Annotated in this window: 20 protein-coding genes and 1 pseudogene; 10 read left to right on the top strand and 11 right to left on the bottom strand. The window is 49.2% G+C overall.

Translation table 11 applies throughout. The annotated features are described in order from the left end of the window. Window positions 1-208: 208 nt before the first annotated feature. The 10 genes and pseudogenes from ACTHUF_RS00220 (at window position 209) to clpP (ending at window position 12,506) form a co-directional block, all read left to right on the top strand. Window positions 209-2,119 (top strand): alpha-amylase family protein, encoded by a 1,911-nt coding sequence (locus tag ACTHUF_RS00220; protein WP_315093535.1) that lies wholly within the window; start codon window positions 209-211, stop codon window positions 2,117-2,119. Between the two features lie 155 nt (window positions 2,120-2,274). Next, window positions 2,275-3,099, top strand: a complete 825-nt coding sequence (locus ACTHUF_RS00215; RefSeq protein WP_440406610.1) for an amino acid ABC transporter substrate-binding protein — start codon at window positions 2,275-2,277, stop codon at window positions 3,097-3,099. Continuing rightward, a complete protein-coding gene (locus ACTHUF_RS00210; protein ID WP_083325003.1) occupies window positions 3,089-3,805 on the top strand; it encodes an amino acid ABC transporter permease in 717 nt (238 codons plus the stop codon). Before ACTHUF_RS00215 ends, ACTHUF_RS00210 begins: the two co-directional genes overlap by 11 nt. 9 nt (window positions 3,806-3,814) lie before the next feature. Then, window positions 3,815-4,576, top strand: a complete 762-nt coding sequence (locus tag ACTHUF_RS00205) for an amino acid ABC transporter ATP-binding protein (RefSeq protein ID WP_070850486.1) — start codon at window positions 3,815-3,817, stop codon at window positions 4,574-4,576. Window positions 4,577-4,753: 177 nt separating this feature from the next. Beyond that, window positions 4,754-6,673: an ATP-binding cassette domain-containing protein gene (locus tag ACTHUF_RS00200; RefSeq protein WP_315093540.1), complete on the top strand. Its 1,920-nt coding sequence runs from the start codon at window positions 4,754-4,756 to the stop codon at window positions 6,671-6,673. A 47-nt stretch (window positions 6,674-6,720) separates the two neighbouring features. After that, entirely contained in the window at window positions 6,721-7,074 is a 354-nt protein-coding gene (locus ACTHUF_RS00195; RefSeq protein WP_315093542.1) for a nucleolar protein, read from the top strand. Window positions 7,075-7,110: 36 nt separating this feature from the next. Then, complete coding sequence (locus ACTHUF_RS00190) at window positions 7,111-7,662, top strand: hypothetical protein (protein WP_070850491.1); 552 nt, start codon at window positions 7,111-7,113, stop codon at window positions 7,660-7,662. Between the two features lie 293 nt (window positions 7,663-7,955). Further along, window positions 7,956-10,295 (top strand): annotated as a pseudogene (locus ACTHUF_RS00185) (DNA translocase FtsK); the annotation flags it as partial. A 189-nt stretch (window positions 10,296-10,484) separates the two neighbouring features. Next, complete coding sequence (tig, locus tag ACTHUF_RS00180; protein WP_315093546.1) at window positions 10,485-11,795, top strand: trigger factor; 1,311 nt, start codon at window positions 10,485-10,487, stop codon at window positions 11,793-11,795. 90 nt (window positions 11,796-11,885) lie between these two features. After that, the gene (clpP, locus tag ACTHUF_RS00175) at window positions 11,886-12,506 is read left to right on the top strand and encodes an ATP-dependent Clp endopeptidase proteolytic subunit ClpP (RefSeq protein ID WP_315093548.1); all 621 of its coding nucleotides are present in this window, start codon (window positions 11,886-11,888) and stop codon (window positions 12,504-12,506) included. 62 nt (window positions 12,507-12,568) lie between these two features. On the opposite strand, the gene ACTHUF_RS00170 is transcribed toward clpP, so the two are convergent. The 11 genes from ACTHUF_RS00170 to ACTHUF_RS00120 all read right to left on the bottom strand — a co-directional run bounded on the left by ACTHUF_RS00170 (window position 12,569) and on the right by ACTHUF_RS00120 (window position 24,619). After that, window positions 12,569-14,554 carry a site-specific recombinase gene (locus ACTHUF_RS00170; protein WP_440406606.1) on the bottom strand — a complete coding sequence of 662 codons (1,986 nt, stop codon included), beginning with the start codon at window positions 14,552-14,554 and terminating at the stop codon, window positions 12,569-12,571. Window positions 14,555-14,755: 201 nt separating this feature from the next. Beyond that, window positions 14,756-15,958, bottom strand: coding sequence for a hypothetical protein (locus tag ACTHUF_RS00165; RefSeq protein WP_440406604.1), 1,203 nt, complete (start codon window positions 15,956-15,958; stop codon window positions 14,756-14,758). A 1-nt stretch (window position 15,959) separates the two neighbouring features. Next, window positions 15,960-16,448: a hypothetical protein gene (locus tag ACTHUF_RS00160; RefSeq protein ID WP_063069147.1), complete on the bottom strand. Its 489-nt coding sequence runs from the start codon at window positions 16,446-16,448 to the stop codon at window positions 15,960-15,962. A 2-nt stretch (window positions 16,449-16,450) separates the two neighbouring features. Continuing rightward, a complete protein-coding gene (locus ACTHUF_RS00155; RefSeq protein ID WP_440406602.1) occupies window positions 16,451-17,074 on the bottom strand; it encodes a hypothetical protein in 624 nt (207 codons plus the stop codon). Next, the gene (locus ACTHUF_RS00150; protein WP_440406600.1) at window positions 17,055-19,352 is read right to left on the bottom strand and encodes a tail fiber domain-containing protein; all 2,298 of its coding nucleotides are present in this window, start codon (window positions 19,350-19,352) and stop codon (window positions 17,055-17,057) included. Before ACTHUF_RS00150 ends, ACTHUF_RS00155 begins: the two co-directional genes overlap by 20 nt. A 2-nt stretch (window positions 19,353-19,354) precedes the next feature. Next, window positions 19,355-19,921 carry a YmfQ family protein gene (locus ACTHUF_RS00145; RefSeq protein WP_004520434.1) on the bottom strand — a complete coding sequence of 189 codons (567 nt, stop codon included), beginning with the start codon at window positions 19,919-19,921 and terminating at the stop codon, window positions 19,355-19,357. Next, window positions 19,918-20,985: a baseplate J/gp47 family protein gene (locus tag ACTHUF_RS00140; protein ID WP_239661351.1), complete on the bottom strand. Its 1,068-nt coding sequence runs from the start codon at window positions 20,983-20,985 to the stop codon at window positions 19,918-19,920. Before ACTHUF_RS00140 ends, ACTHUF_RS00145 begins: the two co-directional genes overlap by 4 nt. After that, window positions 20,982-21,335 carry a phage GP46 family protein gene (locus ACTHUF_RS00135; RefSeq protein ID WP_004520436.1) on the bottom strand — a complete coding sequence of 118 codons (354 nt, stop codon included), beginning with the start codon at window positions 21,333-21,335 and terminating at the stop codon, window positions 20,982-20,984. The genes ACTHUF_RS00140 and ACTHUF_RS00135 overlap by 4 nt, the downstream gene beginning before the upstream one ends. Window positions 21,336-21,447: 112 nt before the next feature. Further along, complete coding sequence (locus tag ACTHUF_RS00130; protein ID WP_440406597.1) at window positions 21,448-22,101, bottom strand: phage baseplate assembly protein V; 654 nt, start codon at window positions 22,099-22,101, stop codon at window positions 21,448-21,450. Next, window positions 22,102-23,268: a phage baseplate assembly protein gene (locus ACTHUF_RS00125; RefSeq protein ID WP_440406595.1), complete on the bottom strand. Its 1,167-nt coding sequence runs from the start codon at window positions 23,266-23,268 to the stop codon at window positions 22,102-22,104. Next, a complete protein-coding gene (locus ACTHUF_RS00120) occupies window positions 23,252-24,619 on the bottom strand; it encodes a DNA circularization protein (protein WP_440406593.1) in 1,368 nt (455 codons plus the stop codon). The genes ACTHUF_RS00125 and ACTHUF_RS00120 overlap by 17 nt, the downstream gene beginning before the upstream one ends. Window position 24,620: the final 1 nt, after the last annotated feature.

The raw sequence follows: 24,620 nt of genomic DNA, 5'->3' as shown, positions 1-24,620 counted from the left end.
TCAACCTTACTTTCAATCAAAATCAAATACTTGAAAAATCCTGTTCATTAACCTTGAAAACCCTATGCACACTCAAGCACTTCCAGTATCATTAAGTCAGTTTCTTGACGCAAAATTACAGTCTTGGCCGCCCATAATCGGCATGGATTTGCAAAAGAAGTGAAACCAAGCTTCAAAACAATTTCACCTTAACTTCGGAGTAGGCATTATGTTGACCCAGACTCAACAGGTTGATTTGACCTTGCATCACCTTAAAGAACGCACCCTATCGATATACACTCCCGAACAGCGTGCAAGCATCGAGGCATCTGAAGACTGGAAACAGTTTGACAGACGGCTTGAAGAACACTTTCCAAAACTGATGCACGAGCTGGACAACGTCTACAACAACAACGAAGCCGTCCTCCCCATGCTGGAGCAACTGATTGCCCAAGCATGGCAAAGCTATTCCCAACGCAACTCATCTTTAAAAGATATCGATATCGCGCGCGAAAACGATCCTGACTGGATTTTGTCCAACAAACAGGTTGGCGGCGCGTGCTATGTCGATTTGTTTGCAGGCGATCTGCAAGGCTTGAAAGCCAAAATCCCTTATTTCCAAGAGTTGGGCCTGACCTATCTGCACCTGATGCCCCTGTTTAAATGCCCTGAAGGCAAAAGCGACGGTGGCTATGCAGTCAGCAGCTACCGCGATGTCAATCCGGCTTTGGGTACGATAGACGACTTGCGCGATGTCATTGCCGCTTTGCACGAAGCAGGCATTTCCGCCGTTGTCGATTTCATCTTCAACCACACTTCCAACGAACACGAATGGGCAAAACGCTGCGCCGCCGGCGACCCGCTCTACGACAATTTCTACTACATTTTCCCTGACCGTTGGATGCCCGACCAATACGACCGCACCCTGCGTGAAATCTTCCCCGACCAACACCCGGGTGGCTTCTCCCAACTGGAAGACGGACGCTGGGTATGGACAACGTTCAATTCCTTCCAGTGGGACTTGAATTACAGCAACCCGTGGGTATTCCGCGCTATGGCAGGCGAAATGATGTTCCTGGCCAACTTGGGCGTTGATATTCTGCGCATGGACGCCGTTGCCTTTATTTGGAAACAAATGGGCACAAGCTGCGAAAACCTGCCTCAGGCACACGCTCTGATTCGTGCATTTAACTCCGTCATGCGTATTGCCGCCCCGGCCGTGTTCTTCAAATCCGAAGCCATCGTTCACCCTGACCAAGTTGTCCAATACATCAGCCAAGACGAATGCCAAATCGGTTACAACCCGCTGCAAATGGCATTGTTGTGGAACACGCTTGCCACGCGCGAAGTCAACCTGCTCCATCAGGCATTGACCTACCGCCACAACCTGCCCGACCACACTGCATGGGTCAACTACGTCCGCAGCCATGACGACATCGGCTGGACATTTGCCGATGAGGACGCATGGCAGTTCGGCATCCACGGCTACGACCACCGACAATTCCTCAACCGCTTCTTCGTCAACCATTTTGACGGCAGCTTCGCGCGCGGTGTACCGTTCCAATACAACCCAAGTACAGGCGACTGCCGTGTCAGCGGTACAGCTGCAGCATTGGTCGGTTTGGCTCAAAATGACCCGTATGCCGTTGACCGCATCAAACTTTTGTACAGCATCGCCCTGAGTACCGGCGGTCTGCCGCTGATTTACTTGGGTGACGAAGTGGGTACGCTCAATGATGACGACTGGTCGCAAGACAGCAATAAGAGCGACGACAGCCGCTGGGCACACCGTCCTCGTTATAATGAGGAGTTGTACAAGCAACGCCATGACAGCTCGACCACTGCCGGTCAAATCTTCCAAGGTTTGCGCCATATGATTGCCATCCGCCAAAGCAACCCGCGCTTTGACGGCGGCAAGTTGGTTACCTTCAATACCAACAATAAACACATCATCGGCTATATGCGCAACAACGCACTATTGGCATTCGGCAACTTCAGCGAACATCCGCAAACCATCAGTGCGCATACGCTGCAAGCCATGCCGTTTAAAGCACACGATTTGATCAGCGGTCAAACCGTTTCCCTGAATCAGGATTTGGTACTGCAACCCTATCAAGTCATGTGGCTTGAAATTGCATAAGCCGAAATTTTGATACACCACTCAAGGCCGTCTGAACAAATCAGCGTTCAGACGGCCTTTTAAGAAACTAAGATGTATTTTGTATTTTGGGCAGTTTCGCTTAGAATGCATGCTTTAATACCAGATGACACACTAAAAATCAGGAGTAAAAATCCATGTTGAAAAAATTCGTACTCGGCACCATCGCTGCAGTAGTTTTGGCTGCTTGCGGCGGCGAAAGCAGCAACTCAGCTTCTTCTACACCGGCCCAATCCGGCGCGGCCTCCGGCTCACTGATTGAGCGTATCAACAACAAAGGTACCATCACTGTCGGCACAGAGGGCACTTACGCACCCTTCACCTACCATGATAAAGACGGCAAATTGACCGGCTACGATGTCGAAGTTACCCGCGCCGTTGCCGACAAATTGGGCGTAAAAGTCGAATTTAAAGAAACACAATGGGACTCCATGATGGCAGGTTTGAAAGCCGGCCGTTTCGACGTGGTTGCCAACCAAGTCGGCCTAACCAGCCCTGAACGTCAAGCAACTTTTGACAAATCCGAGCCTTACAGCTGGAGCGGTGCTGTATTGGTTGCACGCAAAGACAGCAACATCAAATCCATCGACGACATCAAAGGCGTGAAAACCGCACAATCCCTGACCAGCAACTATGGCGAAAAAGCCAAAGCGGCAGGAGCTGAACTTGTACCGGTAGACGGCTTGGCGCAATCCCTGACCTTGATTGAACAAAAACGTGCCGATGCAACTCTGAACGACGAATTGGCGGTATTGGACTACCTGAAGAAAAATCCGAATGCCGGCGTGAAAATCGTTTGGTCTGCACCGGCTAACGAAAAAGTCGGCTCCGGCTTGATTGTCAATAAAGGCAACGATGAAGCATTGGCTAAATTCAGCACAGCCATGAACGAACTGAAAGCCGACGGCACGCTGAAAAAACTGGGCGAACAATTCTTCGGAAAAGACATCAGTGTTAAATAATTTCCTTGCCTCTCTGCCGTTTATGACGGAAACACGCGCTGATATGCTCATCAGCGCGTTTTGGCCCATGGTCAAAGCCGGCTTCGCAGTATCTTTGCCTTTGGCGATCGCTTCTTTCGTTATCGGCATGATTATTGCCGTAGCAGTTGCTTTGGTGCGGATCATGCCCTCCGGTGGTGTTTTCCAAAAATGCTTGCTGAAGCTGGTAGAATTTTATATTTCCGTCATTCGCGGTACGCCGCTTTTGGTGCAGTTGGTCATCGTATTCTATGGTTTGCCTTCCGTCGGCATCTATATCGATCCGATTCCTGCCGCCATCATCGGCTTTTCGCTCAATGTCGGCGCATACGCTTCCGAAACCATACGCGCGGCAATCTTGTCCGTACCTAAAGGCCAATGGGAAGCCGGTTTCTCCATCGGTATGACCTATATGCAGACGTTCCGCCGCATTATCGCGCCACAGGCATTCCGCGTTGCCGTACCGCCTTTGAGCAACGAGTTTATCGGCTTGTTCAAAAATACCTCGCTTGCCGCCGTAGTAACGGTAACCGAGCTTTTCCGTGTTGCCCAAGAGACAGCAAACCGTACTTATGACTTTTTGCCCGTTTATATCGAAGCCGCATTGGTTTATTGGTGCTTCTGCAAAGTGCTGTTTATGATTCAGGCGCGCTTGGAAAAACGCTTTGACCGCTATGTCGCCAAATAAGGAGTTGTCATGATTAAAATCCGCAATATCCATAAAACCTTTGGCGAAAATACCATTTTGCGCGGCATCGATTTGGATGTCGGCAAAGGACAAGTGGTTGTTATCCTAGGCCCGTCCGGCTCGGGCAAAACCACGTTTTTACGCTGTTTAAACGCTTTGGAAATGCCTGAACAAGGTCAGATCGAGTTTGACAACGCACAGCCGTTAAGCATCGATTTTTCCAAAAAACCAAGCAAACACGATATTTTGGCACTGCGCCGCAAGTCCGGCATGGTGTTCCAACAATACAACCTCTTTCCGCACAAAACTGCGTTGGAAAACGTCATGGAAGGGCCGGTTGCCGTACAAGGCAAGCCTGTCGCCCAAGCGCGTGAAGAGGCTGTCAAATTGCTTGAAAAAGTCGGTTTGGGCGACAAGATCGACCTCTACCCCTACCAGCTTTCCGGCGGTCAACAGCAGCGCGTCGGTATTGCCCGAGCATTGGCGATTCAGCCTGAACTGATGCTGTTTGACGAACCGACTTCCGCGCTTGACCCCGAATTGGTGCAAGATGTTTTGGATACCATGAAGGAATTGGCACAAGAAGGCTGGACCATGGTTGTCGTTACTCATGAAATCAAGTTTGCCTTAGAAGTGGCAACCACCGTCGTCGTGATGGATGGCGGCGTTATTGTCGAGCAAGGCAGCCCGCAAGATTTGTTTAATCATCCCAAACATGAGCGGACACAAAAATTCCTGCGCCAGATCCGTGCGGACAATGCCGACCTTTAAAATTAATTGAAACGACAGACAATTTGAAAGCATTTCCGACTGTCATTTCATAAAGGCCGTCTGAATAAGTGAAATAGAAATCGCTGATTTCGTTTTCATACTTGTTCAGACGGCCTTTTATATGTCTTTTCAGGTAAAATAACGCCTTTCGTTTTACTTATCTCCTTACCCGCCATCATGATAGAAATCAAAAAACTCACCCTGCAACGCGGTTTGAAAGTCCTACTCGAGAAAGCCGATGCCGTAATCAACCCCGGCCAACGCGTTGGTTTAATCGGTAAAAACGGTACGGGAAAATCCAGCCTGTTTGCGCTGATAAAAGGTGAAATCACTCAAGATGGCGGCGAAATCCTGATTCCCAAAACATGGCGTCTTGCTTCCGTCTCTCAAGAAACGCCTGATTTAGATATTTCCGCTTTAGACTACGTTTTGCAAGGCGATGCCGAATTGCAGGCTTTTCAGACGGCCTTAGCCCAAGCAGAAGCGCAAAACGACGGCATGAAGCAAGCCGAATATCACGCCAAACTTGAAGAAATCGATGCCTATACCGCTCCGGCACGCGCCGCCAAACTGCTTAACGGCTTAGGTTTTGCACAAGAAGAACATATCCGCCCCGTCAAATCCTTCTCCGGCGGCTGGCGTATGCGCCTCAACCTTGCCCAAGCGCTGATTTGCCGTGCCGATTTGCTGCTTTTGGACGAACCGACCAACCACTTGGATTTAGAAACCGTATTGTGGCTGGAAAACCATCTTGCCTCCCTGCCCTGTACGCAAATCATCATTTCCCATGACCGCGACTTCTTAAATGCCACCACCACGCAAACCATCGAGCTGTCGCAACAAAAACTGACCCAATACGGCGGCAATTACGATTTCTATCAAGCCGAACGCGCCCAACGTCTGGCGCAACAACAAGCCGCCTACGTCAAACAGCAGGCGCAAATCAAGCATCTGCAATCCTTTATCAACCGTTTCAAAGCCAAAGCCACAAAGGCCGTACAAGCCCAAAGCCGCATGAAGGCATTAGCCAAGCTCGAGCGCATCGCCCCTGCTCATTTGGATAGCGAGTTTTCCTTTGAGTTTGCCAATCCGACCCACCTGCCCAATCCATTATTGAAACTCGACCATGCCGACTTGGGCTATGGCGACAAAACCGTTTTGCACGATATCACCTTGTCTCTGGAAAGCGGCGCACGTTACGGCCTATTGGGTGTTAACGGCAGCGGTAAATCCACATTTATCAAAGCATTGGCAGGAAAAATCGATTTGCTTTCCGGCAGCATCGTCCGCTCTGAAAAACTCAATATCGGCTATTTTGCCCAACACCAACTGGACACATTACGTGCAGACCAAAGTCCGGTTTGGCATATCCAACAGCTTTCGCCCGAAGTCCGCGAACAGGAAATCCGCAACTTTTTAGGCGGTTTCAACTTTGTCGGCGATATGGCGGTTCAAAAGACCGAGCCCTTTTCTGGCGGCGAAAAAGCGCGGCTTGCCCTTGCCATGATTATCTGGCAAAAGCCTAATCTGCTGCTGCTTGACGAGCCGACCAACCATTTGGACTTGGATATGCGCCACGCCCTGACACTTGCCCTGCAAAGTTTCCAAGGCGCATTGATTGTCGTATCGCACGACCGCAGCCTGCTTGAAGCGACTACCGACAGCTTCCTATTGATTGACAAAGGCCGTCTGAACAACTTCGACGGCGATTTGAACGACTACCGTCAATGGCGGTTGGCACAAGAAAACGCCGCAACAGCCCCCGCTGCATCTGCACAAAGCCAAAGCCGCAAGGACACCAAGCGTATCGAGGCACAAATCCGTCAGGAAAAAGCCAAACGCAGTAAACCGATTCAGCAGAAAATCGACAAAGCCGAAAAAGAAATCGCGCGTTTGACTGATATTCAGACGGCCTGTGAAGCATTTTTGGCACAAGAATCTGCTTATTCAGAAGAAAATAAACCCAAATTGCAAGAGACACTCGCACAATTAACAGAAACTAAAGTAAAATTAACGCAACTGGAAGAAAACTGGCTGCAATGGCAAGAAGAGCTTGAGCAAATCCAAGTTGATGTCGAAGCCGAGTTTTCCCAATAAAAATAGAGCCATCAGGCCGTCTGAAATAAAACACAATACGGAAAAACATGACTTCAATTATCAAACAAGCCGGATACTTCCTCGTATCCTCTTTCGTCTTGGGCATTTCTCTTCACGCAGCCGCCGCAGTTTATTCCTGCGGCAACGGCAGCTATACCTCCGAGCCCAACTCCTCTTGCGCACATGCCCAATTGCCTAAAATCAGCGGCCATCAAGGCAGCGGTTATCATCTCAACATCCGCAGCCTCAATGCCTCTGATGAACGCGTCAATGCAAAACCCAAGAAAAAGAAGCGCACGGAAAAATCGGATAAACAAGAGAAAAAAGCCGACAAACCGAGCAAAAACAAAAACAGTGCAAAAGCCAAAAAACAGCAGCCCATGCCGTCTGAACAAGAATAAAATGCTCAACTGCAACGCATCAGCCCTACCTGAATCATGAAAAAATATCTGCTTACCCTATCCCTGCTGCCGCTTGCTGTTTTCAACAGCCAAGCCTATGCCGCAAAAATCTACACTTGTGAAATCAACGGCTCGATTGTCTATACCTCACGTCCAAGCGGCAACTGCCAAGCCGTCAACGATTTGCCGATTGTCGGCAAATACAGCAGCAGCCGATACGATGCCCCGGTCAGCGATGCGCCTACACTCAACGCGCCGACATCACAAACGGCTCCGGCAAAAAGCAAAAATACGGCGGCAAAATCCAACCATAAAGCAACGCCTAAACCTGCCCCTGTCCGCACCGCTTCTGAAGCGGCTCCTCCTCCGGTTCCCAAATCCTCCGGCGTCAACAGCCGCCGCTCTATTTTGGAAACTGAGTTATCCAATGAACGCGCGGCTTTGGCCGATGCCAAAAAGCAACTGAGCCAAGCGCGGACAGCCAAAGGCGGCAGCGTCAATCAACAGGCCATCAGTACGCTGCAAGGTGCGGTTTTGGATAGGGAGAAAAACATTCAAGCCCTCCAGCGCGAACTGGGCAGAATGTAAGTTCAAATCAATCAAAACATCAGGCCGTCTGAACAGGTGGAAACGAAATCCAAAATTTTCGTCACGCCATACAGACGGCCTGAATCCCATAATGATTACGCCCGTTTCAATTTCTCGTGTCTGGTAAATACGGTATAATTTGCCCTTTACGCACATTACCTCCGGTCTTTTCAGCCGGCCTTTATCTCATGACTGCAAAATCTTCTAAAACCCAAACAAAAAAACGTGCTTCCACCAAACCGGCTACCAAACCGACCACACGCAAATCCGCCAAAACACAAACTCAAGCCGACAATAAAGTCTCCCAACGCCTGAAAGCCGCCAAAGAGCTGCAAAAAAACGAAGAAAAAAAAGCGCGCCCCGAACATGTCGTCAACTTGATTAATGATGCCTTATGGCTGTTTGGTTTGGTTATCACCATTTATCTGGCCATTTCCCTGGCCAGTTTCAGCATGGACGACCCTGCATGGTCGCGCAGCGTTCCCAAAAGCCATGATGTTGCCAACCTCGGCGGACTTTTTGGTTCCTATCTTTCCGATGTCGGGTATTATTTGTTCGGCCTGTCATTTTGGTGGTGGATCGTCGCCTCTTGCGTTTTCCTCTACAAAAACTTCCGCCCCATGAAAAAGCAGGAAAACCATAAGCCCTACAATCACGGCGTAGCCGCTTTGGCATTGTTCCTCCTGCTGGTGTGCAGCCCGATTATCGAGCACTTCCTGTTTGACAACGCATTGAGCGAATCCCTTCCCGTCGGTGCCGGCGGCTTGGTCGGCTTATTGGCCGGCTCAGGCTTGGCTTGGCTGCTGGGCAAATCAGGCAGCCTGTTGATTATGCTGGTGATGTTGCTGTTGTCCATTTCCCTGCTGGCTCAGGTGTCATGGTTGGAAGTCATGGCCAAATCCGGCAGCCATGTGGGCGGCCTGTTTGGCAGCTTGATGAAAAAATTGTCTCAATTCAAAAATAAAAAAGAAGACGTCAGCGCCGAAGCTTTGGAAACCCAAAATACGCGCCGCATGGTTAAAGAAGCCAAAACCATTACCGCTACTCCGGTTGCTCCGTTGGCCGGCAGCAGCAGCAACCGTAAAACCGTTGCCGTGTCCGTTGCACCGCCTCCTAAAATCCAAACTTCCCTGTTTGACGATACCGAACCTAAAAACAACGGCGAATACCACAAACCCAATATGAACCTGTTGCGTATGCCGTCTGAAGAACCGGTTGCCGTCAATCCGGATGAATTGCAACAGACTGCAGAATTGATTGAAACCAAACTGGCTGAATTCGGCATCGGCGTACAGGTTGTTTCCGCCACTTCCGGCCCCGTGATTACCCGTTACGAAATCGAACCGGCACAAGGTGTCAAAGGCAGCCAAATTGTCGCCCTGTCCAAAGATTTGGCACGCTCGATGTCCCTGCAAGCGGTACGCATTGTTGAGACCATTGCCGGTAAAAACACTATGGGGATTGAATTGCCCAATGAGAAACGCCAAGACGTCATGTTGAGCGAAATCCTCTCTTCGCCCGTGTTTACCGATGCCAAGTCCAAACTGACCGTTGCCTTGGGTAAAGATATTGCAGGTACGCCTGTGGTCGGCGACTTGGCAAAAATGCCGCATCTTTTGGTCGCAGGCATGACCGGATCGGGTAAATCTGTCGGCGTAAACGGCATGATTATGTCCATGCTCTTCAAAGCCACGCCCGACGAAGTCCGATTCATCATGATTGACCCGAAAATGCTGGAATTGAGCATTTACGACGGCATTCCACACCTGCTCTGCCCGGTTGTAACCGATATGCGCGAGGCAGGACAAGCGCTAAACTGGTGTGTTGCCGAAATGGAAAAACGCTATCGCCTGCTCTCACACGCCGGCGTGCGTAATCTGGACGGCTTCAACCAAAAAATTGAGCAGGCCAAAACAGCAGGCAAGCCATTACTCAATCCGTTCAGCTTAAATCCTGACGATCCTGAGCCGCTGGAAAAACTACCGTTGATTGTGGTCGTCATCGACGAGTTGGCAGACTTGATGATGACCGAACGCAAATCCGTTGAGCAACAAATCGCACGCCTTGCCCAAAAAGCGCGTGCGGCAGGCATCCACATGATTGTCGCCACCCAACGCCCAAGCGTTGATGTGGTTACCGGTCTGATTAAAGCCAATATCCCGACACGCATGGCCTTTACGGTTCAAAGCAAAATCGACAGCCGCACCATTCTTGACCAAATGGGTGCAGACGAATTGCTCAAATACGGCGACTCATTATTCCTGCAACCTGGCAGCGCAGAACCGACACGCCTGCAAGGTGCGTTTGTTTCCGATGATGAAGTGCATCAAGTCGTCAATTTCATTAAAGAACAAGCGCCGACCAATTATGTGGAAGGCTTGCTCAGCGGTGAAGCGGCCATCGAAACCACCAATATTGTCAATCCGAACGCCAACAGCGATGAACTGTTTGACCAAGCCGTTGCCTTCGTATTGGAAAGCCGGAAGACTTCCATCTCCTCCCTGCAACGCCAATTGCGCATCGGCTACAACCGCGCCGCCAATTTAGTAGATGCGCTTGAAAATGCCGGTGTGCTTTCTCCGGCAGATGTCAACGGCAGCCGACGGATTCTGGCGCAAAAAGACCAGCTTTAAAAAAACAATGTCAAGGCAAAAAGGCCGTCTGAAAAGAATTTCCCACTTTTCAGACGGCCTTTTTATGTTATTCGTGAAACATTGTGTTATACTAAGCAGCTAAATTTTGACCTTATGCATATTCCCGAAATCCTTCGGGGGATTAAGCAGAAGGATAACCGTTTAACACAACAAATTTAAGGGCTTACGATGAGCGTAACTGTTGAAACTTTAGAAAATCTGGAACGCAAAGTAGTATTGTCTCTGCCTTGGTCCAAAATCAACGCAGAAACTGAGAAAAAACTGAAACAAACCCAACGCCGCGCAAAAATTGACGGCTTCCGTCCGGGTAAAGCACCGTTCAAAATGATTGCCCAAATGTACGGCGCAAGCGCACAAAACGACGTTATCAACGAATTGGTACAACGCGAATTCTACGATGTTGCCGTTGCTCAAGAATTGAAAGTTGCCGGTTACCCACGCTTTGAAGCCGTTGAAGAACAAGACGATCAAGAGTCTTTCAAAGTTGCCGCTATTTTTGAAGTCTTCCCCGAAGTAACCATCGGCGACCTGTCTGCCCAAGAAGTAGAAAAAGTAACTGCAACCGTTGGCGATGCCGAAGTTGACCAAACCGTAGAAATCCTGCGCAAACAACGCACCCGTTTCAACCATGTTGACCGCGAAGCCCAAAACGGCGACCGCGTCATCATCGACTTCGAAGGCAAAATCGACGGCGAACCTTTCACCGGCGGCGCGTCTAAAAACTACGCTTTCGTATTGGGCGCAGGCCAAATGCTGCCTGAATTCGAAGCCGGTGTTGTCGGCATGAAAGCCGGTGAAAGCAAAGACGTTACCGTAAACTTCCCTGAAGACTACCACGGTAAAGATGTTGCCGGTAAATCTGCCGTATTCACCATCACCCTGAACAACGTTTCTGAAGCTACTTTGCCTGAAGTTGATGCTGACTTTGCTAAAGCTTTGGGTATTGAAGACGGCGACGTTGCCAAAATGCGTGAAGAAGTGAAGAAAAACGTTGGCCGCGAAGTTGAACGCCGCATTGGTGAACAAACCAAAGAATCTGTCATGAACGCCCTGCTCAAAGCGACTGACTTGCAAGTTCCTGTTGCTTTGGTCAACGAAGAAGCGGCCCGCTTGGCAAACGAAATGAAACAAAACTTCGTTAACCAAGGTATGGCTGACGCTGCCAACTTGAATCTGCCTTTGGATATGTTCAAAGAACAAGCAGAACGCCGCGTTGCTTTGGGTCTGATTTTGGCTAAATTGGTTGAAGAAAACAAACTTGAGCCAACTGAAGACCAAATCAAAGCCGTTGTTGCCAACTTCGCTGAAAGCTACGAAGATCCTCAAGAAGTTATCGACTGGTACTACGCAGAGCCTTCCCGCCTGCAAGGCCCGACTTCTTTGGCCGTAGAAAGCAACGTTGTTGATTTCGTTCTGAGCAAAGCCAAAGTAACTGAAAAAGCGCTTTCTTTTGACGAAGTAATGGGCGCACAAGCTTAATTGCTCTAAGGCCGTCTGAAACAGACAATCAAAAGCACCGAAGCGCTTTAAATGGCTTTGGTGCTTTTCCATCATTAACAGGAGACAAAAATGTCCTTCGATTTCAATAACTACCTTGTCCCTACCGTTATCGAACAAAGCGGTCGCGGCGAGCGCGCATTCGACATCTACTCACGCCTTTTGAAAGAGCGCATCGTTTTCTTGGTCGGCCCGGTAACAGACGAATCTGCCAATCTGGTTGTCGCGCAACTGCTGTTTTTGGAAAGCGAAAACCCAGATAAAGATATCTTCTTCTATATCAACTCTCCAGGCGGATCGGTTACTGCCGGGATGTCAATTTACGACACCATGAACTTCATCAAGCCTCATGTTTCTACCTTATGCTTAGGCCAAGCGGCAAGCATGGGCGCATTCTTGTTGTCTGCAGGCGAAAAAGGTAAACGCTTTGCCCTGCCCAACAGCCGCATCATGATTCACCAACCGCTCATCAGCGGCGGCTTGGCCGGTCAGGCTTCCGATATTGAAATTCACGCTAAAGAGCTGCTGAAAATCAAAGAGAAACTGAACCGCTTGCTTGCCAAACATTGTGATCGCGATTTGGCCAACTTGGAACGCGATACCGACCGCGACAATTATATGTCTGCCGATGAAGCCAAAGAATACGGTTTGATTGACCAAGTTTTGGAAAACCGCGAATCTCTACAAGCCTAATCTTTATTGGTTTAAATCAAAGGCCGTCTGAATGTATATATTCAGACGGCCTTTCTTCAATCCTACTTCGTATTGTCTTTATTATTCACTTGAACCGGATACAGCAAAATCAAAGGGTTGGCTTTTACTTGGTTCCAAAAGCTTTTCAGTAGATTGCGTATACTGCCCAAACGCGTACCGCGGGAACGGAGCGCAACAGCCAAAGCCAAAGAAAAGCTGACCACTAAATTTACCATACCGATTGCCAATACGCTTGCCAAGCCGAGTATAAACGTAAATACATCTGCATGGTCGCTGATCGCGGCATAACCTAAGTTTGCCGAAGAAAACGCCACATGACGAATATCCAGCGGCAAGCCGAAAAGATGGCCAAAATAGCCTGTCATGCCTAAAAGCATACCGAAAATAAAATTACCCATAAGCGAACCATAATGCTTATGAATATAAGCAGCCAACCGACGGCGCGGCTCCGGAGGCATGATTTTTCGTAAAAACGGATTAAACGGCAGGCGCTGACGCAGGTTCAGATAATCGGAACGATTGTCAAAAAAGCCGGCAATAATACCCGAACAAAACAACCATACGCCGGCAATAGCGGCATACCATAAGGTCGGTTGGGTAAAAATCTCAATGGATTTGAACTGATAGGCCGTAACTGCCTCATTCAGCAAGGGCTGACCATGCGTATGGGCATAGCCCAAAGCAATCCCTGCCGCCAACAATACCGCAATCGATACATTGCCAAACACGGCGACACTTTGCGAACGGCACACGTCAATCAGCAGTTTAGCCAATTTATTGTCCACCGCTTTGCTGCCTTCATTCGAGTCCACCTGTTCGGCAAAGCTCGCTGCCGTCATGGCAGGCTGCTTGGTTGCAACAGTGCAATGCAGCATATGAATCAGCATAAAGCCCAAACCATAATTGAGCCCGGCCAAGAATGCAGTAGTAAATTCGCCGAACCCCAAAGACGCAATATGGATTTTATTCAATGCCATCAAAGCAATAATTACGCCGCCGCCTGCTGCGGAATAAAACATTTTGAAATATTCGCTACGGTTGCGCGTAATGTAATGCTCGCCATGATGGCTTTTATTTTCCGTAATACTGCGTGCCAGCATTCGGATACTGCTTTTACGCAAGTGGCTGGTGCTGTATTGCTCCACCGCCGCATAAATCATCGCATTCATCAGATTGACAGTTAAGCGGGTGCGGCTGGTTTCGATTTGAATATTGGTCAACAATTTCAGGCGGTCTATGGTTTGTTGCAGGCGTTCGAGCAAGTGGGCAACTTTTACTGACGAACCAGACCCGGCTCCGGTACCACGACGGCGCAAATAGTCAATTTGATTTTCACACTGGTCAAACATAACCTCCAAGTGCGCCGTGTCATAAGTTTCTTCACTATGGCGATAATGTTCCACCATCTTCGCAACTTCGCGCTGTAAAGCGACAAATGCAGAATCCGCTTCCAACAAACGGGGGGCAATCCGTATTAAATCCGGCTCAATCGCTTCGGAAGCAATCCAGATAGACAACATTTCTACCGCACGCAAACGTGCATCTGTCAATTGTCGGCTGGCCGTCTGGAGCAAAGCGGGATCCGCCTTAGCCAACAACAATTCATACATGCCCAGCCATTGTCGCAAACTCAGTGTTTGCAACCATTTATCATCGTTTTCAGAATGAAAAAGATACAAAAATACTTCGCGTAAGTTGGAAAAATCTTTATAAGACGGACTGAACCGCTCATAAATCCGTATGCCCATTTCTCGGGTAAAACTATGGCGCGAGAAAATACCCAGCTTAATCAGCGCAGGATAAATGTGAACTTTAGACAGCCAAGTATAAAAGCGCAGGCTGAATTGATGGCATAAAGCATCGTCTTGTTTTAACGTAGATAAAATCAAATCAAAACGTTCGGAGGCCTTCTTTTTGCCTCCCCGGCGCAAAAATTTGATTAAGGCATTGAGGATAAGAACAAAGTCGGTATCGTTTAAGCGTTCCGACAAAATAATGTGAAGATTTTGATTAGTCAGTTTTTGCATTGTAGTATTATTACATTAAATTAGGTATTTAGCAAGAACCTTGGTAAACAAGTCGGATTATAGCGCATTCTTTATTGTAAGGCGGCGACGGCTTTTGCACAATTTCGCGCCAGCTTTTGCACTTTGTGAGATTTTAAAATTCTGTCAGCTTTTGCACAAGAAAGCCCGTTTAAAGATGATTTAAACGGGCTTTAAATTTAACTAGCCATTCCACTCTTCGACATACAAGTAAACGGAATAGGATACGTCGATTTTAGGCTTATCATAGTTGGTACGAATGGATACACCTTTGCCGTCTTTTGCACAAATCGCATGATTGAGAAACAAGACTACCAGGTTGTTATGCTCAAGAGAAAGCGTGACACGCGGGTCTTTATAGGTATTAGCGAAGGTAACTTTAGTCCATGTATACCCGCCATCAGCCCACATTTCCTGCGTTAAATGGATTTTCTCGCATTTCTTCATACCTAAAAGGCTTCGCAGCTCAGCGATTTCTGTTGCCTGTTTAAATTGTTTTTCGGCGACTGCTTCCAATTCGGCAATCTTCGCCCGCAATGCAGACACTTCTGCTGAAGCGGCCGCGCCCGCAGCTGCCGTTTTTGCGGCTTCCAAATCAGCGGTAACGGCAACAATTTTCTTATGCAGTGCTTCAATTTCCTCACTTTCTTCTGCTTTGGAAACTTCGGTACGCAATGCTTGAAGTTGCTCTGACAATGCGGCGACGGTTTGGTCTTTCTCTGTCAACCGCGTTAGAACGGATTCAAGATTTGCGCGCTGACTAGCCAATTCTCTCGCATGATTAGACAGCTCTTCTTTACTCGCTTCCAAAGCCAGCAAACGGCCTTCTAGTGAGCCTGCCTGCTCGATAGCACGTTGTGCAACATTCAATCGCTCTGACAATGCGGCAATCTCTTCACTCTCTTCGGCATCTTTGACAGCCGCTTCCAAACGCGTGATTTTAACGGTCAAATCGGCAATAACTTTTGAATCGACGGCAGTACCTGTTGCTGGCTGAACAATGATTGCCTGACCACTCACATCAATGGATACTGCCTCTTCATGAATCACGCCGTCTTCCACGCCAAGTTCTACACGGCTAATTGACGGCGATACCGTCACAACGCCGCGCAGATAGGTTTTAACGATATTACCGGTTACTGCGCGTAAGTCATATTCAGCACGGCTCCAAGTAATATCGGCAGTCAAACTTGCCGGGAAAAGCAACCAAACATCACTGCCATCAATAGAAATTGTCGGCTGGATGATTGAGCCGTCAGTAGCTCGGATATCCATGACAAATTTGCTCAAAGATAGATCAAGCGGCTTATTTTCGGCTGTCAAGGACACTTTAAACAGGTGCGTGTCACCACGATAAAGCGTGAAATATTGTGTTTTCGGCTGCATTTCAGACGGCCTTTCTTTTACCTTGTGACAACTCTGCCAAGTCAACCGGCGAACGTAATGACGGCTCGGTCACTCCCATTACCTCACCGCACCATTCTGAGCAGAACCATTTATCTGCAGACTGCCTCAAAAAACGACGGAAAAATGATGTCACGCATAACACACCTAATAAATCATAGCGTTTCCCCTTAGTGTTGCCCCACAAAGAAAACAGACGCTCTAGTACAATTTGTTGATTATCCAGCGCAATCAAATCCCATTTTTCGACAGACAACGGCATACGTTTGCAGCGCACACCGCCATCACGAAAAGATGATGAATAGCAGTCAAAAAGGCCGTCTGAAAACGCTACTGGCACCGCAATTTCACAGTGAGAATATTGACCGCCGGTAACTTTGCGTATTACCCATTCGACAATGCGGAAAGCTAAGTCCTTGGGTGTTTTTATCGTCTTGCGGCCTTTATATAAAGCCAAATAGACTTTTGCCATTTTCAGACGGCCTCCGGCAAGGAGAATGCAATCTCGATTTTATCCAAATCAGATTGTTTTTTAGCAGCCTCAATCTTGCTTTGCAGCGCTTGGCGCTGGCCTGCCACATGGGCGGCAAGTTGCTCATAGGCCAGCGTTTTACGCAACGCAGCAGCCTTAAGCGTATCAGCCGGGATACCACGAGCTGTGGCAATACCGTCAAGCACAGGCGTTGACGCGCTTTTATCTAACTGCCAAGCTTTTGCTTCGGAGGCCTGAATTGACCAACTTGCAAACTCAAATTCAGGTACGCTGTCGATGCCGGCATGCTTATTAATAAAAGCCTGTGCGGCAGCATTTAATGCAACGAGTTTTCCGGATTTTACGCCGTCAATATTTGCCGATTCAGGCGGGGTCAGGTTGATGCCATCGGGCAAATCACCTAACTTATCCCACACCTGCTCTTGCTCACCGACAAAAACTACGCATCCGCGATAGTCGGGAATTATCTGCCAACCTTGCCCATCCCACTGGGCAGCCTGATATTGTGCGAGATCAGGCATTTCAGCTTCGATGCTGGCGCGCCCGTCATCAAAATATTGCTCCTCTACGAACAAGCCGTCTTGGTCAATCACGCATCTTGTCATTTTTTAACTCCTCAATCTGCTTCTTAAGGTCATCAATTTGAGCAGACATTTCTTGAATCGCTTTTGTTAAAACGGGCACAAATGTCTCGTACTCAATTGTGTAAGTGTCCATCCTGCAATTCACCATCGGCAGTTTGCCGTACTCAGCTTCTAATGCAGCAACATCTTGAGCAATAAACCAATGCTGGATGCGGTCTTCTTTGTAGCGTCCGTCTTTGGTTGGGGCCCGCCACCACTCCCGCAGTTTTTCTGCGCGCTCTTCCGGCGGCAAATCGGTAAAAAGTTCGTCGGTATAGGCGTCTCGTCGGTCATATACTCCAGTTACCGGTCGCAGCTTTTTAACAAAATCCAAACCGATATCCAGTGGTGCGATATCCGTTTTGTCGCGGGCATCCGAACGAATATTTACCGCTGTCGGGGCGTACAATGTTTGTCCCGACCCGCCAAGCTGAATCTCGTTACTTCCATTGATTCGCGCACCGTAACCAATCGCAATGGCATTAGTTATTTTCCCGCTTAAAACATTTCCCTGAACATTTCGATATCCTGCTGAATCGCCAATAAAAACGCACTGCTCACTACTAATAGTAGGCGCGCACCAATATCCCACAGCAACACTTGAATAATGCGTTCCATTTCTGAATGATGATGCCCCAACCGCTACAACTTTTTGGGGGTTACTGCTTGTCACCATGGCATCTGCACCAATAACAGTAGAATATGCACCGCTGACTGCATCTTTCAGTGCATTCGTACCAATCACTGTTAACTCTTCATTCTTCGCTGCCGAAGATGATGACGAATAGACATATTTAAGCTCCGCCACTCCTGATGCGTTAAGTTCTTTAGGACTACGGACTTTAATACTACTTTCTGTTACTTCAACCACTTCAGCAGGCACTACATCACCCTGAACTGTCTTGGCTTCGCCTGAAGTGAGGCGGATTCCCACCCAATAACCGACTTCTGCGCCGCGAATATTTCCAAATGTCAAAGTAATATTACTGCCGCTTTGGGTATAATTTCCGCTCTCAGTGCCAGTCCATAGCACATCGCCTCCATTCGGAGCGCTGGTTCGTTCTAAGTTCTCTAACGCCGAAGCACCAATCGCGGTCACTTTTTCAGCTTTTTTTGTATTTTTTGCAGCACCTCCACCGATTGCGGTTTGCGCAGCTCGTCCTTGGTACATCTGTAAAACAGATTCGCCGATAGCTACGGTGCGAGATGTTGGGGACGGCCAAAATACTTCAATATCGCCAGTCAGTCCTATTGGGGCAACACCGGCCAACGCTGCCGAACCTAATACCACATTCGAATAGCCAGTTCCCAGCCCTTGACCTGAATTTCTGCCGATTGCTACATTTGAAAAGCCGCTAGTGATGCCGCGCCCAGCATTACCGCCGATACCGATGTTGCGCGTGCCGGACATCTTAGACTGGTCGTACCATTCCGTTTCGGCCTGTACATTAATAAGACTGTCTGGGCCAATAGAAATATTGTCGCGACTAATACGGGAAAAACCTTGTGAACGATCACCAATTGCGATAGCTGAAACACACTTTTCAGTTTGATTCATTGCACCTTCGCCAATCGCTACAATTCCAGCACCAGTCCACTCATTCGATTTAATGTTCTCAGCGGCCCCTGAGCCAGAAATGAATCGACCGATACCGCTTCTGATAGGCTGGTATTGAACATCGACAGTTTTGCCGTTAATCACAAACTTGCCGTTTGTGTATTTGTTTTTTTGCGGGTAGGTATTACCCGTATCAATTGACAAACCCAAGCAGTCGACAACAATGCCAAGCGCGGCGGCTTCAGCGGCATTTAAAGTTGCTAGTGCATTGTTTTTGCTGGCTACATAGCCAAAATCATGCAGGTTAAGCATCCCTGAAAACACACGCTTCCAGCGCGTGCCGTCGGTAGAAACAATAACGGTACAACCGTTATCAGCGGTAGATTTATCTGCTTTATCCGCCACAAACACGCCGCCGCCCACTGTTGTATTGGGGTGATAGGCATTAACGTTTACATAACCATCACCGCTGTATTTACGCAAAGCCTCAATACTGGCCACTTGAGAAGCATTGGCGGCCAGCGTTTTAATAGCTGATAAGACTTGGGCATGGTCGGCTTTGTTAGGCTCAATGCCAACCGCGTTTAAAATGCTGTACAACTCGCCTTGCAATTGATTTAACCACCATGCAGGCACGGGCGTACCGGGCGTGCGGCGGTCGCCGTCAATAAATTGCTTACTCGGGGTTTGGATTAAGTCCATTTTTATACCTCTTCTTCATACTCAAAACGGCAATAAGTCCATGCCGGTTTTAATTCTTCGAACATTGTTTCGATAATCGGGTCGGTGTATACACTGATGCGGTCGCCCGCACGGCTTTGTCCGGCTCTGAAAATATAGGCGGTGGCTTTTCCGTCGGCGATGTCGACGCACCAACGCCAAATAGCATCTTCAGTATTCAAACAATCTCCCGCACAGCTTTCACCGGCACGGAATTGGTCTTCTTCATAAATGTTTACGGTGTAGCCTGCCGATTCAGCAATGGCAGTAAAGTAGGCAATGCTCAAACCGCCCAAGGCGTTGAGTTTGGCCAGCACGGCATCAGTACGTTGTTGGGTATTGGCTCCGGCGGGCGGGGTGATGGCCAGCAGCTCTTCCCAGCGGTACAGGTAATCGTTTCCCGCGTCAGGGAACGGCGCATTTCTCACTCCTTCCGCATGATCGGCCACAATATCAAACACACCCGCTTCAGCTTTGATTTCTGCCGTATCTCCTACGGTGTCGTAGCTGACAGGCGGGCGCATGGCGGCAAGTAAGGCTTGATGGCTCACGTGGTGTACTCCACGCTAATACTGCCAGCACGCAGCCAGTAAATATCTTCGGCACTTTCCCGGGGCTTGATATTGCTCACGGGTGTGGTTAAGACACGGTCACGCACGCCGTACACTTCGCTGATTAAGGTTTCCAACTGGCTTTTAATTAGGGTATCGCCGGGCTTTAAAGCATCAAAATAGGCATTCACAGCTGATTTGATGGCAGCGGTGGCCGTTTCGGTATCCGTGCCGCTGCTTAAGGTAATGGTGACGGCCACATTTACGGTCTGGATACTGGGTGCAAGGGCTAAAAAACCGTTTTTACGGGTAACAGGTCGTACCGCATCGACATGAGCTTGTACGGCGGCCAGTGTTTCCGCGCTGGGAATACCGTTTTCACCCAAAATAACGGCATCGACAAAGCCGTTGCCACGACGTAAAGGGTAGATAAATGCATCAACCACACCCGGCACTTCCAAGCACCAATTGCGGAAGTCGTATTGGTTACCGCCCGCAGCAGGTCGGCGCAGGCGTTCTTCATATCGTGCCAACAGGCTCTCATCGCTTTCGGCATCTGTACCGCCAACCATCGTTAGCAAGACGGCAGAACTGTCAATCCCCGCAGGTACGCTTTGCAGCGTAGCCGCGGTTTCGGCGGTTTGATTTTGAGCGCTACCCGAAACAGTGGCGATAACGGCTATCTCGGTGCTTCCAAGCGTACCGATAACGGCAGATTCGGCGGCTAAATACACCTTATCGCCCACATTGATTTGTTGGCCAACAGGCACCGTTGCACCGACCGCGCCGCGAACACGCACCTTACCGCCCGCAAAGGTGGCAGTTTTTCGGTAAATCCCATATTTGGCAGCGTGTTTTTCGAGGTAGGCACTGTCGGCGGTATCGGCAAACGCTTGACGCAAAATCCACTCTTGATGCTGGTATTGGCCTTCACCCACAGCAGCAATAGCGGTAGCACGTACATGGTTGTCGCTGCCTGCGTGCACATGGGCGGTAGGGTTTTGGTTTTGTAGGTCGCGCAGATAATTGGCGCGGATTTGCTCGAAATTAAGTGCTTGCGTCATATCACGGCCACTTTGTGACTAAGGGTTACGGTATCGCCTGCGGCATCGACAGCTTCAATATGCAATTTCAGCCAGCCGCGCTGCGGTGTGGATGTGGTTACTTGGATGGATTGGGCGCGTTTAGACTGAAGCACAGGCTGTAATGCTTGCTCGGCGTATTGCTTGGCCAGAACTTCAATGCGCTTTAAATGCTTTTGGCGGCGTAATTCGTGCAGGCGGCTGCCGAGCGTGCGGTCTGCCCAGTAACTGCCCAAGGGCGTTACCAAGCGGATATACAGCTCGTTTTCGATGGATTGGGCGGATTGGTTGACCACATAGCCGCCCGTTTGTGGGTTGAGTAAAGCGTCCATACCTGAATTTTCGGATATGGACGCTCTTTCTTTGAGTGGATTGATGTCAGACAAATATAGAAAGGCCGTCTAAAAACCCAATAAGGATTCTTAGACGGCCTTTAAAAGCAGTTTAAATGACTTCTCCGGTTTCCGAACCGTTGGTCTCAGTGTGTTTGTGGGTGCTGCCGACATCTTTACCGTTGTTGGTTAATGCGCCGGTAGTATTCAAATCGCCGATCATATCCACGTTGCCGATAAATGTCGTACCGCTACCGCCTTGCACGGCCATACCTCCATTGCCGTTGATTTGGCCTTGCGCGGTTACTTGAGCAGAGCATTTCACATTATTTGCTGTAATATCTACACCGGCAGCAGCTTTAATATTTACACCGCCTGGAGCTTTAATATTCAGCATTTCGCAGTCTATTTCGATAACCCGGCCTTTCTTTAACACTATCTTGGCACCGTCGGCGTTATAAACAGCCGTTTCGCCATCAGACAAACCGGTAATGCGGTACGCGCCGTTTGTCGTGGTAACGATAATACCGTGGCTGGTTTTACCGCCCAAGGGCACAACAACGCAATCACTGCCGGCAGGCGGATTGCTGGTAAAGCCGAAGTTTTCGGCATGCTCCAAGTCTTGCACGGTTTCGCCGTCCAAGCCTTCGACTTGAATTTTTTGCACACCGCCACCTGCCTGGACTCTGGCAACCTTTCCGCGAAAGGCTTGCCGGACTGTGTTAAACGCCTGTTTGATACGCTTATCTATGGTTTTAATATCCATTTAAATAACCTGCAACTCCTGTTTTGGCTTTTTAGCCTGACGGCGTTTCTTCGGCTTGACTGGCGTTTGGCCGTTGGCTTTTCTATTTTCTGACGGCTTGTGTGCAGTTTTCTTGCCATCTTTTTTGCCTGCGCCTTGTTTTTTCTTAGGCGGATCGGCATCCAACACCCATGCACCGTCTTCTTTAAGCGTTAATACGGTTTCCGTGCCTTGGCCTCTGCCTCCGACAAAGGTACGCGCCATCAGGAAATACACCGCGTCGATGCCGTCCGGTTCGCTCAATACGTTGATTCGCTGACCCGGTTGCCATAAAGTACCGTCATCGGTTCGGTGTCCCTGTACCACCGCCGTGATGGTCAAGCCTTCCAAGCGGCTGTCCGCCAGGCGTTTCTTTGCTTTACGTTCCGCTTCCGCCTGACTGTCAACATCAGGCTCTGTCACAATTAAAGGCCGGCTCAGCTTAAGGGATTCATCTTTCACCGTCGCTTTGATATTGTGCTTGCCGGTATGACTTTGCCCCAATACCGTGACCTCACTGTACCGAGCGGCCATATTGCGCTCGACTTCCAAGCTCTTGATATTGTTATTGTTGCCGCTAACCCGTAAGACCAACTCGGCAACAGGTGCCGTGGTGTAGTCAGGACCACCGACAACCAACGTGCCGTCAGGCTCCATCCAAGGCCATACACCGTTGGCTTCGGCATATTGCGTCAAGGCATCCCATGCACGGCTTCCAGGCTCGATTTGAACTTTATGGGTTTTATTGGTTTTGGCTGCATCGATACGGATTTTTGACAAACCCAAAGGCTTGACGATTTTTTCAATAATTTGGTTTAAATCCATATCCTGCGCATTAAACAACGGCGCAGAACAGTCCAACAGGATACCTGCATCATCACGGCCTTGAATGGTCAGCGTTTTATTGCCTTTCCCCGTCGTAGTGTGCACACGGTCGATACGGCCGCTTAATACCGTATCCCCACCGACACGGACTTCTACTTTATCGCCTTCTTTTACTGCAGTCGGGACTGCATCTACCGGACGGCCAAGCGTGACTGAAAAGTCATCGGCGGGGGTGAGCAGGTCAGAAACGATGTCGTAGTTCGTCCATTGCCCATGAGTTTTGCCGTTAATCATCAGAGTGACGGTATTATTTGGCGTAGGCATTTAACACCTCTCCTTTACTGAGAAAGTTCGGATGACGGATTTGTGGATTCAGACGCAACAACTCGCCAAAACGGCTGTAATCGCCATACCATTCAAACGCCAACAGATGCAGGCTGGTATCACGTCCTACAATTTTCTGCACTAACGGAGGACGCATATTCAAAACGGCAAAAGCCTGTTTTTGCAGCTTGTGCGCCGTATCACGCAAACTTTCAGTCAGTTCGGCGGCAGTTTCAAGATATGGTGTTTGCGGCAACAGGCCGGCAGCCTCAATGCGGCGATACACCTCATCAGCACTGTCTGCTGGTGTTTGGTACAACCTTAGCAGGGAATAAGCCATCTTCTCGGCCTTTGTCTCATCTGCCAACATCATCGCCAAAATACGGTTTGCGGCCAGCGTGCGTTGCAAAGCAGCATGGGTATCGGATAATAGGCGTGAGATTTCCACGGGTGTCAAAGTTGGCGCATCAATTTGTGTTGCCAGAATATCTGCGGCCTGTTCTGCCAAAGCACACGCTCCAACAGTTGCGGTGAACGCTGTGAAAGCAGCGACATCTTCAACCTTTGCACGCTGAATCAAATCGATTGCCGAAACGCTGCCTTCTGTCCCGCGACTTACCTGCCACGGCGTAGTGGCGGCTTTTGACACTCCGCCAACCATATCGCGCCAGCCATCCAGCCCACTTTTACCTACGACGTGCATATTTGCCAACACACCGAATACTGATTTCAACTCGGCCACCAATACGCGCGGGTTGTTAAGAAGATTCATGGAGCCGGTGAATACGCCGTTTACCTGACCATACATAACGCCGACTGCCGTCAATACTGTGGCATGAAATGCGTTCCAACGGCTTTGCGCCTTCTGAATCTTGCCCAAGGCCGTCTGAAATACTTCAAAGCCCTGCCATGCTGCCAAATCTGCCAGCCAGTCGATTTCATCGGCCAGTGCAGACGGCAATTCACGGTCAAAGAACGGGGCGGCTTTGACACTTTGCTTAAAGGTCATCCGCACCGTACAGTAATCGGGATTTTCTTCATTATGAGCGGCTTCAAAATCAGCCACCACGCAATCGGGCACGCTGCCGTAAATCGGGTGGATCAATTCGCCCGCACCAGTCTCCCGCAAAACACCTAACAGGCTTTGCAGCCTGCTTTCATAAGCATCCCCCCACAATACCGCCGTCAGGCTCATATCCATTGCCGATACGCCCGTGTCCTCAATATCCGAACCCTGAACAAACGGGTATTCGTGTTCGGCTAAGGCGTGCGTGCCACGCAACGTATCATCGATTACATCAAAGCCGACACCCTTGAAACTGGCATCAAGCAAAGTATCTTTCCAACTCATC

Origin of the sequence: Neisseria sp. P0024.S006 (assembly GCF_051956595.1) — a bacterium.
GTDB lineage: Bacteria > Pseudomonadota > Gammaproteobacteria > Burkholderiales > Neisseriaceae > Neisseria.
This window is presented reverse-complemented; position numbering and strand designations above follow the sequence as displayed.

Excerpts from the sequence above, each read along its gene's own strand:
- ACTHUF_RS00200 (WP_315093540.1), top strand. The coding sequence starts at position 4,754 with ATGATAGAAATCAAAAAACTCACCCTGCAACGCGGTTTGAAAGTCCTA.
- ACTHUF_RS00160 (WP_063069147.1), bottom strand. The coding sequence starts at position 16,448 with ATGGCAAAAGTCTATTTGGCTTTATATAAAGGCCGCAAGACGATAAAA.
- ACTHUF_RS00220 (WP_315093535.1), top strand. The coding sequence starts at position 209 with ATGTTGACCCAGACTCAACAGGTTGATTTGACCTTGCATCACCTTAAA.
- ACTHUF_RS00170 (WP_440406606.1), bottom strand. The coding sequence starts at position 14,554 with ATGCAAAAACTGACTAATCAAAATCTTCACATTATTTTGTCGGAACGC.
- ACTHUF_RS00155 (WP_440406602.1), bottom strand. The coding sequence starts at position 17,074 with ATGACAAGATGCGTGATTGACCAAGACGGCTTGTTCGTAGAGGAGCAA.
- ACTHUF_RS00120 (WP_440406593.1), bottom strand. The coding sequence starts at position 24,619 with ATGAGTTGGAAAGATACTTTGCTTGATGCCAGTTTCAAGGGTGTCGGC.
- ACTHUF_RS00150 (WP_440406600.1), bottom strand. The coding sequence starts at position 19,352 with ATGGACTTAATCCAAACCCCGAGTAAGCAATTTATTGACGGCGACCGC.
- tig (WP_315093546.1), top strand. The coding sequence starts at position 10,485 with ATGAGCGTAACTGTTGAAACTTTAGAAAATCTGGAACGCAAAGTAGTA.
- clpP (WP_315093548.1), top strand. The coding sequence starts at position 11,886 with ATGTCCTTCGATTTCAATAACTACCTTGTCCCTACCGTTATCGAACAA.
- ACTHUF_RS00135 (WP_004520436.1), bottom strand. The coding sequence starts at position 21,335 with ATGGACGCTTTACTCAACCCACAAACGGGCGGCTATGTGGTCAACCAA.
- ACTHUF_RS00140 (WP_239661351.1), bottom strand. The coding sequence starts at position 20,985 with ATGACGCAAGCACTTAATTTCGAGCAAATCCGCGCCAATTATCTGCGC.
- ACTHUF_RS00165 (WP_440406604.1), bottom strand. The coding sequence starts at position 15,958 with ATGCAGCCGAAAACACAATATTTCACGCTTTATCGTGGTGACACGCAC.
- ACTHUF_RS00195 (WP_315093542.1), top strand. The coding sequence starts at position 6,721 with ATGACTTCAATTATCAAACAAGCCGGATACTTCCTCGTATCCTCTTTC.
- ACTHUF_RS00190 (WP_070850491.1), top strand. The coding sequence starts at position 7,111 with ATGAAAAAATATCTGCTTACCCTATCCCTGCTGCCGCTTGCTGTTTTC.
- ACTHUF_RS00215 (WP_440406610.1), top strand. The coding sequence starts at position 2,275 with ATGTTGAAAAAATTCGTACTCGGCACCATCGCTGCAGTAGTTTTGGCT.
- ACTHUF_RS00130 (WP_440406597.1), bottom strand. The coding sequence starts at position 22,101 with ATGGATATTAAAACCATAGATAAGCGTATCAAACAGGCGTTTAACACA.
- ACTHUF_RS00205 (WP_070850486.1), top strand. The coding sequence starts at position 3,815 with ATGATTAAAATCCGCAATATCCATAAAACCTTTGGCGAAAATACCATT.
- ACTHUF_RS00125 (WP_440406595.1), bottom strand. The coding sequence starts at position 23,268 with ATGCCTACGCCAAATAATACCGTCACTCTGATGATTAACGGCAAAACT.